The sequence below is a fragment of the Halopseudomonas laoshanensis genome (genome assembly GCF_008365385.1).
Lineage (GTDB): Bacteria > Pseudomonadota > Gammaproteobacteria > Pseudomonadales > Pseudomonadaceae > Halopseudomonas > Halopseudomonas laoshanensis.
In genome coordinates this window covers 632,987-645,127 of the sequence record NZ_QOVF01000002.1, presented here as the reverse complement: position 1 = coordinate 645,127, position 12,141 = coordinate 632,987, and the positions used below count along the sequence as shown (strand labels likewise).

Genomic DNA, 12,141 nt, shown 5'->3' with positions numbered 1-12,141 from the left:
AGCGTTTCCGGCGCCAACGGCACCCACGGCACGCTGGCCGGCAATTATCGGCGGTTGGTTTGGCGACGCTGGCTGTGTCTGGGTGTCATGCTCGCTGCCCTGATGGCAACGCTGATCTGGGATCTGTCTACCGGCCCGGCAGATCTGGGCTGGTGGGATGTCTTTCTTGGTCTGTTGGATCCCGACGCGCTTGAGCCGTCCATGGACGTCATCATCTTTGATATCCGCGCTCCCTATGCACTGATGGCGTTGGTCGTAGGGGCGAGTCTGGGGCTGGCCGGTGCGGAGATGCAGACCGCGCTGAATAACCCGCTGGCCAGCCCCTTCACCCTGGGTATCGGCGCGGCAGCCACGCTGGGCGCGTCCCTGGTGATCGTGTTCAATCTGTCGCCGTTCGGCCTCGGGCACAATCTGATGCTGCCGCTGGGCGCCTTTGCATTTGCCGGCTTGTCCTGCGCCATTCTGATGTTGGTAGCGCGGGCGCTGGGCACCGCGGTGCATACGCTGGTGCTCTTTGGCATCGCCTTGTTGTTCGGGCTGAATGCGCTGGTCGGGCTGCTGCAGTTCATGGCCGATGCCGATGCGCTGCAGCAGATTGTATTCTGGACGCTCGGCAGTCTGGCACGGGCGGATTTGCCGCGCGTCGGCATTGTCACGCTGGTGCTGGGTCTGTGCATGGCTTTGGCGATGCGTCAGGCCTGGGCCATGACCACCTTGCGCGGCGGTGAAGATCAGGCGCGCAGCATGGGTATCCGCGTCTCGCGGCTGCGTACCGGCGTGCTGTTACGCGTCAGTTTGCTGACCGGTGTGGCCACCGCCTTTGTCGGCGAAGTGGGTTTTATCGGTCTGGTCGGGCCGCATATTGCGCGCCTGATGCTGGGCGAGGATCACCGCTTTTTCCTTCCTGGCAGTGCGTTGGCCGGCGCTCTGTTGCTGTCCATATCTTCGGTTGCCAGCCGGGCATTGTTGCCTGGCGTGGTATTGCCGGTGGGGCTGGTTACTGCGGTGGTGGGTGTGCCGCTGTTTATTGCTCTGATTCTGGCGCGTGGTCGGAGTGTCGCGCAATGAGCCTGCTGATCAGGGACACTGCGGTCGGTTACCGGCGGCGCAAAGTGCTGGAGAATCTGCAGCTGGCACCCATTGAAGCGGGAAGCCTGGTCGCCGTACTGGGCCCCAACGGTGTCGGCAAGTCGACGCTGCTCAAGGGGTTGGCCGGTCTGCTGCACTGCCAGGGTACCCAGGAACTGCACGGTGAAACCTTGCAGCATTTGCCCCACTGGCGGCGTAACCAGTTGATTGGCTACCTGCCGCAAAGCCTGCCTCAGGCGACCTCGCTGGTGGTGTACGAATGTTTATATGCGGCGTGCAGAATTGGGCTGGCGGATATAGACGGGGCGGCCATAGAGCAACGAATCGAGCAGGTAGTAGCGGAGCTGGATATTCACAGCCTGGCGCTGCGACGGTTGTCCGAACTGTCTGGCGGGCAGCGGCAGATGGTTGGGCTCGCCCAGGTACTGGTGCGCCAACCGCAACTGCTGTTGCTCGACGAACCCACCAGCGCGCTGGACTTGCGCTGGCAATTGACCGTGCTGGAAAGGGTGAAGCGTGTCAGCCGAGACACAGGGGCTATTGCGCTGGTAGCCAGCCATGATCTGAATCTGGCGCTGCGTTTTTGTGATCAGGTACTGCTGTTGGGGCCGGGCGGCGCTTGCCAAATGGGTCGCCCTGCCGAGGTGCTCACAGCCGCCAGTCTGGCGCAGGCCTATGGTGTGTCGGCTCGTATGGAGCAGTGTTCGTTGGGCTTTCCGCTGGTGCTCGCCGACCGGCCGCTGGATACACCATCAGCCTGAGGCGAAATGCCTGTCAGCCAGGCAGCTAACAGGCGGGTTTCATCAGACCGTCAAATACTGCTGCACCAACTCGTCACTCAACGCGCCAATCGGCCCGTCCGCTACCACGCGGCCGCGCTCCATGATGAAGAAATCATCGGCAACGCGGCGGGCGAACGGCAGCTTCTGCTCGACCAGCAATACAGTAAGACCCATGTCATTGTTCAGCTTGCGGATCACGTCGCCTATATCTCGAACGATGTTTGGCTGAATGCCCTCGGTGGGTTCGTCCAGAATCAGCAGTTTGGGGTCCAGCACCAGTGCTCGGCCGATCGCCAGCTGTTGCTGCTGGCCACCAGACAGATCCCCGCCGCGGCGGTGTTTCATTTCCTTGAGCACCGGAAACAGCTGGTAGATCTGCTCGGGTATCTGCCGGGCGCGATCCGGTCGCGCGCCGAGGGAGATTTTCAGGTTCTCCTCGACTGTTAACAGGGGAAAGATCTCCCGACCCTGGGGCACGTAACCAACGCCGCCGCGGGCGCGGTTCTCGGTGGACATCCGGGTGATGTCAGTGCCGTTGAGCAGTATTTGCCCCTGGCGGATCGGCAGCAGCCCGGTAATGCACTTGAGCAGGGTGGTCTTGCCCACACCATTGCGGCCCAACAGGCAGCCGCAGGTGCCTTCCTTGAGATGCAGATCCAGATCCCAGAGGATGTGGCTCTGATTGTAAAACTGATTTACTGACTGAATATGCAGCACCGTCATTCTCCCAGATAGACTTCGATCACCCGCGGGTCGTTCTGCACCTGATCCATGCTGCCTTCGGCGAGCACAGATCCCTGATGCAGCACCGTCACCTTGCGGGCAATGGAGCGGACGAAGGCCATGTCGTGTTCGACCACGATTACCGAATGCCGGCCAGCCAATGAGGTCAGCAGTTGCGCGGTGTGTTCGACCTCCTCGCCAGTCATCCCGGCGACCGGTTCATCCACCAGCAGCACACGCGGGTTCTGTACCAGCAACATGCCGATCTCCAGCCATTGCTTCTGCCCATGGGACAGCGCACCGGCTTCCTGCTGGTAGTGCTCGGTCAGACCGATCTGCTGCAGTACTTCGTCGATGCGGTCGCGCTGCTCGCCGCTCAAGTCGTGGTTCAGGGTGTACCAGACCTTCTTGTTCGAGGCGGTAGCCAGCTCCAGATTCTCGAACACGCTCAGGGCTTCAAAGATGGTCGGCTTCTGGAATTTGCGACCGATGCCGCCGCGGGCGATTTCATGCTCGGCGCGCTTGAGCAGATCGATGCGCTGGCCGAACCAGATGCTGCCGGTGTCGGGTTTGGTCTTGCCGGTAATCACATCCATCATCGTGGTCTTGCCGGCGCCGTTGGGGCCGATGATGCAGCGCAGTTCGCCATCGTCGATATACAGGTTGAGATTGTTCAGCGCCTTGAAGCCGTCAAAGCTGACGCTGACATCCTCAACATAGAGAATCGGACCATGACTGGTATCGATGGCCTTGTCGAAGGCCGGGGTTGGCTGGACAAAATCGAAGACCTGATCACGGCGCCAGGTTTCCCGCAGTTGCTCTATGCTTTTCATGGTTTGTCTCCCTTGCGGCGTACGCGGTCGAGCAGGCCGACCAGGCCCTTGGGCAGCAGCAACGTCACCAGCACAAACAGGCTGCCGAGGATGAACAGCCAGGTTTCCGGGGAAAAGGTGGTGAAGAAGGTCTTGGCGTAGTTGACCGCGAAGGCGCCGATGATTGCGCCGAACAGCGTACCGCGCCCGCCGGTGGCGACCCAGACGACCATTTCGATGGAGTTCAGTGGCGAGAACTCGCCCGGGTTGATGATGCCCACCTGGGGAACGTAAAGCGCGCCAGCGACACCGGCGAGCATCGCCGAAAACACGAACAGCCAGAGCTTGTAGGACTCGACCTTGTAACCAGAGAAACGCGTTCGGCTTTCAGCATCGCGTATCGCGATGATCACCCGGCCCATGCGCGAGGTGACGATGTAGCGGCAGGCCAGGTAGCCCAGCACCAGAGCAATCGACGAGGCGATAAACAGGCCGACGCGGGTGGTCTTTGCCGCCAGGTCGAAGCCGAGAATGTCCTTGAAGTCATTCAGACCATTGTTGCCGCCAAAGCCCATCTCGTTACGGAAAAACGCCAGCATCAGCGCGTAGGTCAGTGCCTGGGTAATGATTGCGAAATACACCCCGGTGACCCGCGAGCGGAACGCCAGCCAGCCGAACACCAGGGCAAGCAGTCCCGGCACCAGCAGGATCATCAGCGCCGCGAACCAGAACATGTCAAAGCCCTGCCAATACCACGGCAGTGATTCCCAGTTGAGCACCACCATGAAGTCCATCAGCTCCGGGTGGCCATAAACGCCGCGGTCGCCGATCTGGCGCATCAGGTACATGCCCATGCCGTAGCCGCCCAGGCTGAAAAACGCGCCGTGGCCCAGCGAGAGAATCCCGCAGTAGCCCCAGATCAGATCGACGGACAGCGCGAGCAGGGCAAAGCACAGAAACTTGCCGAGCAGGCCCACGGTAAAGTTAGAAACGTAAAACGGTGAATCGGTTGGCAGCGCCAGGTTGCAGAACGGCACGATGATCGCGGTCAACACGACCAGGCCGAGCACCACCATACCGCCGCGGTCGCTGAGTAATAAACGTTGGGTCAGCATACTTCCCTCTCGATAGTCATTGGCTTGATTGGCAGGCGGACGAGTCAATACTCAATCCGCCGCCGCCCGTCCTTTTTGTGGGAAGAGACCCTTGGGTTTCTTCTGAATGAACAGGATCAGCATGATCAGCACCAGCACCTTGGCCAGCATCGCGCCGGCATAAGGCTCGAGGAAGTTGTTGATCAGCCCCAGACTCATCGCGCTGACCAGCGTGCCCCAGAGGTTACCCACACCGCCAAACACCACGACCATGAAGGAATCGATGATGTAGGCCTGGCCCAGGTTCGGGCCGACGTTGGTGATCTGTGACAATGCCACGCCGGCGATCCCGGCAATGCCCGAGCCCAAACCGAAGGTCAGGGCATCCACCCAGCTCGAGCGCACGCCTACTGCTCGGGCCATGGCGCGGTTCTGCGACACGGCGCGGACCTTGAGGCCCAGCGAGGTACGTTTGATCACCAGCAGCAGGGCGAAGAACACCATCAGGCCAAAGAGCAGGATGTACAGCCGGTTGTAGGTCAACGACAGCACCGGGTTGATTACCAGCGTACCGCTGATCCAGTCCGGTGAACTGACCGAGCGGTTCAACGGGCCGAACAGGCTGCGTACGGCTTGCTGCAGCACCAGACTCAAGCCGAAGGTCGCCAGCAAGGTTTCCAGGGGGCGGCCGTATAGAAAGCGGATCACTCCGCGTTCGATCAGAATGCCAATCAGCCCGGTAACCAAAAAGGCTGCGGGAATGGCGATCAGCAGGCTCCATTCGATCAGATTCGGGAACAGCACCTGTACACCCCAGGTGGTATAGGCGCCGAGCATGATCAGTTCGCCGTGGGCCATGTTGATCACGCCCATCACGCCGAAGGTGATGGCCAGACCGATGGCTGCCAACAGCAATACCGAGCCGAGGCTCAGACCGAAGAACAGGTTTTCGGTAAAACGGTAGAATTTGATCCGGCTCTGAATCGAGGCAATGGCCTCTTGAGCGGCGACACGCAACTGCGGATCGGCGTCATTGTCGGCCACGTCGTTCAGCGCAATGCGCGCCTCCTGCTCCAGCGATCCGCTCAGCGAGTTGATCGCTTCCAGACGCATGTCGCGGTCAACGCCCTGAATCTGAAACAGCGCCAGCGCGGTATCAATGGCGCCCAGCACCAGTCCGGACTCTTCTTCTGCCTGGCGCTCGATCAGCATGGCCATGCCTTCGGCATCAATGCCGTCGCGAATAAACCGGCGTACGGCGTCATAGCGCACATCGGCGCTTTCGTGGGTCAGGTTCAGTTCGGCCAGCTGGCCACGCAGTTGGGTGCGCAGGCTGTTGTTGACTGGCACGCGGCGCAGACCTTCGTCGCTTTCCAATGTCGCGCCGGTCAGCGCGTTGGTAATGCTTTTGCCCTGGCGGATGGCCACGGTCGGTGGATCGTTCCGGTCGGCAAGCAGATCGCCTTCGACCAGAGCGTTGAGAATATCGATGAGACGTTCGTCATCCTGCTGGAATAGCTGGCTGACGGTCTCGGCACGTTGGCGCAGGTTGCCCTGGACCAATTGCTGTACCTGTTGCTCGAAGCTGGCAACCTCGGGTGGCTCGCTATCTGCGGTTGCCTGGGCGCTGGCGTGCAGCGGCAATAGGGCTACGATCATCAACATGAGCCAAAGGCCGACGGAGGTGAGCGCAGGCCTGAATGGTGCTCGGCAGTAAGTGGTCATAACACTTGTCCTGTTAACTTTGGCATGCCCGTATTCGGCGGGTGGGGCCGAGGGCTAACGCCGTCATTCCCTTGGTACGCAATGCATGGGAATGACGGGCTTTCAGCGTGGGTGCTAGCCAAATGGTTTATTCGGCGGTAACGCCCTGACAGGTTTTGGTTTTGGTGTTGTAGTTGCCGCAATTGATGGGTGCGGTCCAGTCGGATTCCAGGTCCTTGCTGCCTTCCAGGAAATCGGACCAGGCATCACCAGGTACCAGATCATCGGTGCTGGACACGGTCAGGAACTGGCCATCGTCCTGAATCTCGCCAATCAGTACCGGTTTGGTGATGTGATGGTTCGGCAGCATGGTGCTCATGCCACCGGTCAGGTTAGGCACTTCAACCCCGACCATGGCATCGATCACCTTGTCTACGTCGGTGGTGCCGGCTTTCTCGACTGCTTTTACCCACATGTTGAAGCCAATGTAATGCGCTTCCATCGGGTCGTTGGTGACGCGGTCGGTATCCTTGGTGAACTCGTGCCAGGTCTTGATAAAGGCTTCGTTCTCTGGAGTTTCTTCACTCATGAAGTAGTTCCAGGCGGCCATGTGGCCGACCAGCGGAGCGGTGTCGATACCGGACAGCTCTTCTTCACCCACTGAGAAGGCGATGACCGGAATGTCTTCAGCCGACACGTTCTGGTTCCCCAGTTCGCGGTAGAAGGGCACGTTGGCGTCGCCATTGATGGTGGACACTACCGCAGTAGCTTTGCCGGTGCTGCCGAAGCGCTTGATCTCGGAGACGATGTTCTGCCAATCGGAGTGGCCGAACGGTGTGTAGTTGATCAGGATGTCTTCTTCGGCCACGCCGTTGGCCTTCAGATAGGCCTCCAGAATGCGGTTGGTGGTGCGCGGATACACATAGTCGGTGCCGGCCAGTACCCAGCGCTCGATGCCCAGTTCATCCTTCAGATAATCCACTGCCGGGATGGCCTGCTGGTTCGGTGCGGCGCCGGTGTAGAACACGTTGCGTGAAGACTCTTCACCTTCGTACTGAACCGGGTAGAACAGAATGCCGTTAAGCTCTTCGATGACCGGTAATACGGATTTGCGCGATACCGAGGTCCAACAGCCGAAGATGGCGTCGACTTCATGCTGCTCCAGCAATTCGCGAGTGCGTTCAGCAAATAATGGCCAGTCAGAGGCGGGGTCCACGTCCACGGCTTCCAGTTGCTTGCCGAGCAGGCCGCCCTTCTTGTTCTGCTCTTCGATCAGCATCAGCATGGTGTCTCTCAGAGTGGTTTCCGAAATGGCCATGGTCCCGGTCAGTGAATGCAGTACGCCTACCTTGATGGTTTCCTCGGCCTGCACTGCGAGGGCGCTGAGCGCCAAGCTGCAGGCTACGCCCAGGGCGCCAGCGCGTTTTACCAGTTTCTTCAGTTTCATCGGTCGATCTCCGTTTTTATGTTCATGTCCACTGTGTGATCAAGCTCTATAACTGCGGGTGCATCCTCGTTATGTCGGGGTGATCGGTGTGCCGTCAGCCCTTCTTTTTCGGCTACCCACTGCTCAGGGGTTGGCCGGTGTTCAGGTGTTCCCGGGCCTGAAAGATCATGTGCAGCGTGATCTTGCGGACTTCGGCCTTGCTTTCCTCTATATGCGCTTTCATCAGCTGCTGGGCTCGGTCGGCCTGCCGCTCGATGATGCTGCGCAGAATCTCGCCGTGTTGCTCATAGGTGGCGGTGATACGCGCGCGCTGCGTGAAATCGATGCGCCGTACCAGTCGCAACCGTTCGGTAATGTCGTGATGAATGCGCGCCAGTTCCTGGTTGCCGGTGGCCTCGACCAGTTGCTCGTGAAAGCGTTCGTCCAGCGCGCAGACGCTGGCACCGTGACTCAGGCGTGCGTGCGGGGTGATCAGCCAGATGCGCTTGAGTGGTTCCAGATCAGCGGCCGGATGCATGGCGCACAGGCGTTTGATCGCTTCGAGCTCAAGCACGATGCGTACATCGTAGAGCTGCTCGTACTGTTGAAAGTCGAAGGGTTTGACCTGCCAGCCGCTGCGGAACGACACCTCGACAAAGCCTTCGCGCTGTAAACGGTTCAACGCTTCGCGCACGGGTGTGCGGCTGGCATTGACCAGCTCGGCCACTTCGCTTTCGGTAAAGCGATCACCCGGGAGCAGTTCGAAATCGAACAGGCGCTGCTTGAGCTGGCGATAGATCCGCTCGGGCAGGTTCTGTCGTCGCTCGCCGGTCTGCTTCGACTTGAATAGGGGGTGGGCACCGTCCATGGCTGCGTTCATCAGTTCCGTGAGGCGATATAGGCGCGCCAGCCGCCCAGATGAGTGATATCAGTAGCGCCTTCCACTGCCGCGCCTTCGCAGATAAAGCCCTTGACCTCGCGGCCGTCCTGCAATGTCAACGTGCCGATACCCAGCGGGGCAGGGACCAGCGCGACGAAGCTGCCAAATAGCTCAAGGGGTACATCCCAGAGTTCCACGGCGATCGCCGCACCCTCGGCCGAGCGGATCAGCCCGGGTTTGGGTGGCGTGGTGTTGGGCAAGGCGTAAAGGCGGTAGTTGTCGGCGCTGAAAGTGCTTTCAACGAAGCGCGCATGGCGTTCGGTCAACTGCGTATTCAGTGGCATGCCGCTGAGGTGCGCGCCGACCACGGCCAGACGCACATGGCCTGCTGGCGCGTTACTCACAACGCTCGGTGCAGGTAGCTCTCGATCCGTCGCCCCGGCTTTCCACGGCGCGAACGCCTGCCAGCGGCGGCCAAATTCGGCCAGGGCGCGATCCTGCCAGGCGCTGCCAATCAGGGTGATACCAAAGGGCAGCCCGTCCTGGCGAAAGCCTGCGGGCAGCGCTAGTGCCGAGCAGTCCGCGAGGTTGACGAAATTGGTCCAGGTGCCCAGTTGGCTGTTGACCGTGACCGGGTCCTGTTCGACCTGGGCGGTGGTAGGCATGCGCGGCGCCGTAGGCACCAGCAGCGCATCGACCGATTGCACCAGCGTCTGTATCTCGCGGGCCAGATCGGCGCGGCGGTATTCCGCACGGTAAGTGTCAGTGGCGCTGAATTTCTCCGCGTTGGCGAGAATGCCGCGCACCACCGGGTTCATCTGGTCGCCATTGGCGTCCATGAATTCGGCAATCGCGGCGTAGCGTTCGGCCACCCAGGGGCCGCCATACAGCAGTTCGGCAAGTTGCTGCATCGGGGTGTAGTCCAGCTCAATCAATTGCGCACCCATTTCGCGCATCTGCGTCAGGCTGGCCTGCCAGGCTGCTTCAGCCTGGCTATCGCCAAACCAGGGCAGGCTGGCGGGAATGCCCAGGCGCGGTTTGGCACCAATCAGCCGTGCTGATGGAGGCGCTGCCCGCGAGTAACCGTCGGCGGCATCGAAGCTTTGCATCACGTTCGCCACGGTTTCGGCGTCGTCGATGTTCAGCGCGAAAATGGAAACGCAGTCCAGGCTGCGGCAGGCCGGCACCACACCACGGGTACTGAAGCGGCCGCGGGTGGGTTTGAGACCGACCAGATTATTGAAGCCGGCAGGGACGCGGCCGGAGCCAGCGGTGTCAGTACCCAGGCTGAAAGGCACCAGCCCCCGCGCGACACTGACGGAGGAGCCGGAGCTGGAGCCGCCGGAGATGTATTCCGGGTTGAAGCTGTTGGGCACCGCTCCATAGGGTGAGCGGGTGCCCACCAAGCCGGTAGCGAATTGGTCCAGATTGGTCTTGGCCAGCACGATGGCGCCGGCCGCGCGCAGCAGCGCTACGCAGTGGGCGTCTTGATCAGCCACATAGCTGAAGGCAGGGCAAGCGGCGGTGGTAGGTAGACCGGCAACATCAATGTTGTCTTTGACCACGCAAGGTATGCCGTACAGAGGCAGCTGTTTCGCCTCGGGCAGAGCTTCCAGGTGCGCGAGTTGGGATTCCAGCTCAGCCGCGGTGACAATATGGATAAAAGCCGGGTCCTCAGCGCTCAATTCGGCGAGCAAGCCTGTTAACGCATCCTGTGGAGCCAAGCCTGTCTGATAGGCCTGCTGCCATTCGCTGATTGTCCATCCATATTGCTCTGACATCGGGCCTCCCCTGAGTGATCGAATATCGCCTTGTATACAAGAACGTATTCAGCAGGGACCGTGCCAATATGTGACATTGTCAAATTCGTATCTAATAAATCTATTAAAAACAATAGTTTGGATTGGCGGAAGGTATTGCTTTGGCTCGACGTTTTGTTGTTCGCGCGGGAATGTCGCAGCCAAGGGTGTGCAGAAACGGTGCCGTCCGCTTCGTTTTGGTGCGCTCTTGTTGGTAGAGACCGGTTAATAGAACCTGTGCGTCATGACGGAGTCTAGTCTGTAAGGGTAGCGTCATAACCAGGTGAAACAATGCAGGAATTGATCAGCCCCTATTGACCCCGGAGTCGCTTGGTTTTAAGGTTCGCGTCGAACGTTGAGGCTGGCACGATCCATACGGCTCAAGTACTGACGACGAGACAGCAAGACCGGCGCTTTTCCGGACTTATTGCTTTCGGCGCACGCCTTGGGAAGTAGGCGAACCAAAGTGGGGATACTGATCAGACGTTCGCACCCCCGGGTTGTGTGTTGGCCATGACATTCAGTGCCTTTCCGTCGGAAAGTGCTGCGCCTTTTCTGCATTGCAGATCATGGGCCGCACTTGTCTGCCCTGCATCTGATCAGTCTCGTCCCCACGCGCCCCGAACCCAGAAATGTTGCTTTGGAGCCGAACCATGTCCATCAAGTTAGACGAATACTTCGACCGCGAAACCTTCAGCCGTATCAAGGCCTGCGCCGATCAGCACGAGACCCCCTTTCTGGTCGTTGACCTGAAGACCATCGACCGCGCCTATGACGAACTGGTCGAAGGCTTCCCCTTCGGCAAGGTCTACTATGCGGTCAAGGCCAACCCCTCCAATGAAGTGCTGGGGCTGCTGAAAGACAAGGGCGCCAATTTCGATATCGCCTCGATCTATGAGCTGGAAAAGGTCATGGCGCTGGGCGTCAAGCCCGAGCAGATCAGCTTCGGCAACACCATCAAGAAGTCCAAGCATATCCGCGCCTTCTACGAGAAGGGCGTACGTCTGTATGCCACCGACTCCGAGGCCGACCTGCGCAACATCGCCAAGGCCGCACCGGGCTCCAAGGTTTACGTGCGCATCCTGACCGAAGGCTCCACCACTGCTGACTGGCCGCTGTCACGCAAGTTCGGCTGCCAGACTGACATGGCTATGGATCTGCTGGTGCTGGCGCGCGAGCTGGGCCTGGACCCCTACGGTATCTCCTTCCACGTGGGCTCGCAGCAGCGCGATATCGGCGCCTGGGATGCGGCCATCGCCAAGGTCAAGGTGATCTTCGAGCGCCTGAAGGAAGAAGACGGCATCACCCTGAAGATGATCAACATGGGTGGCGGCTTCCCGGCCAACTACATCACCAAAACCAACACCATGACTACCTATGCAGAAGAGATTACCCGCTTCCTGCAGGAAGACTTCGGTGACGATCTGCCGGAAATTATCCTCGAGCCAGGCCGCTCGCTGATTGCCAATGCCGGTATTCTGGTCAGCGAAGTGGTACTGATCTCGCGCAAGTCGCACACCGCGCTGGAGCGCTGGGTGTACACCGACGTGGGCAAGTTCTCCGGCCTGATCGAAACCATGGACGAGTCGATCAAATTCCCGATCTGGACCGAAAAGCAGGGCGAACTGGAAGACGTCGTCATCGCCGGCCCGACCTGCGACAGCGCCGACATCATGTACGAGAGCTACAAATACGGCCTGCCGCTGAACCTGGCCATCGGTGACCGCATGTACTGGCTCTCCACCGGTGCCTACACCACCAGCTACAGCGCCATCGAGTTCAACGGCTTTCCGCCGTTGGAGGCTTTCTACATCTGATGTAGACGTCCAGCC

10 protein-coding genes are annotated in these 12,141 nt (G+C 59.9%); 3 read left to right on the top strand and 7 right to left on the bottom strand.

Features of this window, described 5'->3' with window-relative positions:
• Nucleotides 1-87 precede the first annotated feature (87 nt).
• Together DT594_RS09485 and DT594_RS09480 are read left to right on the top strand one after the other, a co-directional pair.
• On the top strand, nt 88-1,068 hold the full coding sequence (locus DT594_RS09485; RefSeq protein ID WP_149332665.1) for a FecCD family ABC transporter permease: 981 nt from the start codon (nt 88-90) through the stop codon (nt 1,066-1,068).
• Nucleotides 1,065-1,850 carry an ABC transporter ATP-binding protein gene (locus tag DT594_RS09480; protein WP_149332445.1) on the top strand — a complete coding sequence of 262 codons (786 nt, stop codon included), beginning with the start codon at nt 1,065-1,067 and terminating at the stop codon, nt 1,848-1,850. Before DT594_RS09485 ends, DT594_RS09480 begins: the two co-directional genes overlap by 4 nt.
• A 42-nt stretch (nt 1,851-1,892) precedes the next feature.
• Here DT594_RS09480 and urtE read toward each other — a convergent pair whose 3' ends face one another.
• The 7 genes from urtE to atzF all read right to left on the bottom strand — a co-directional run bounded on the left by urtE (nt 1,893) and on the right by atzF (nt 10,291).
• Complete coding sequence (urtE, locus tag DT594_RS09475) at nt 1,893-2,588, bottom strand: urea ABC transporter ATP-binding subunit UrtE (protein ID WP_149332444.1); 696 nt, start codon at nt 2,586-2,588, stop codon at nt 1,893-1,895.
• Between the two features lie 2 nt (nt 2,589-2,590).
• Complete coding sequence (gene urtD / locus DT594_RS09470) at nt 2,591-3,427, bottom strand: urea ABC transporter ATP-binding protein UrtD (protein WP_096346000.1); 837 nt, start codon at nt 3,425-3,427, stop codon at nt 2,591-2,593.
• A complete protein-coding gene (gene urtC, locus DT594_RS09465) occupies nt 3,424-4,482 on the bottom strand; it encodes an urea ABC transporter permease subunit UrtC (RefSeq protein ID WP_246164617.1) in 1,059 nt (352 codons plus the stop codon). The genes urtD and urtC overlap by 4 nt, the downstream gene beginning before the upstream one ends.
• 90 nt (nt 4,483-4,572) lie before the next feature.
• Complete coding sequence (gene urtB / locus DT594_RS09460; protein WP_218574498.1) at nt 4,573-6,159, bottom strand: urea ABC transporter permease subunit UrtB; 1,587 nt, start codon at nt 6,157-6,159, stop codon at nt 4,573-4,575.
• A gap of 193 nt (nt 6,160-6,352) precedes the next feature.
• The gene (urtA, locus tag DT594_RS09455; RefSeq protein ID WP_149332441.1) at nt 6,353-7,651 is read right to left on the bottom strand and encodes an urea ABC transporter substrate-binding protein; all 1,299 of its coding nucleotides are present in this window, start codon (nt 7,649-7,651) and stop codon (nt 6,353-6,355) included.
• A gap of 112 nt (nt 7,652-7,763) precedes the next feature.
• A complete protein-coding gene (locus DT594_RS09450) occupies nt 7,764-8,510 on the bottom strand; it encodes a GntR family transcriptional regulator (RefSeq protein WP_246164600.1) in 747 nt (248 codons plus the stop codon).
• Nucleotides 8,510-10,291 (bottom strand): allophanate hydrolase, encoded by a 1,782-nt coding sequence (gene atzF, locus DT594_RS09445; protein WP_149332440.1) that lies wholly within the window; start codon nt 10,289-10,291, stop codon nt 8,510-8,512. Before atzF ends, DT594_RS09450 begins: the two co-directional genes overlap by 1 nt.
• 671 nt (nt 10,292-10,962) lie before the next feature.
• On the opposite strand from atzF, the gene DT594_RS09440 reads away from it, so the two are divergent.
• Complete coding sequence (locus DT594_RS09440) at nt 10,963-12,126, top strand: type III PLP-dependent enzyme (RefSeq protein WP_149332439.1); 1,164 nt, start codon at nt 10,963-10,965, stop codon at nt 12,124-12,126.
• Nucleotides 12,127-12,141: the final 15 nt, after the last annotated feature.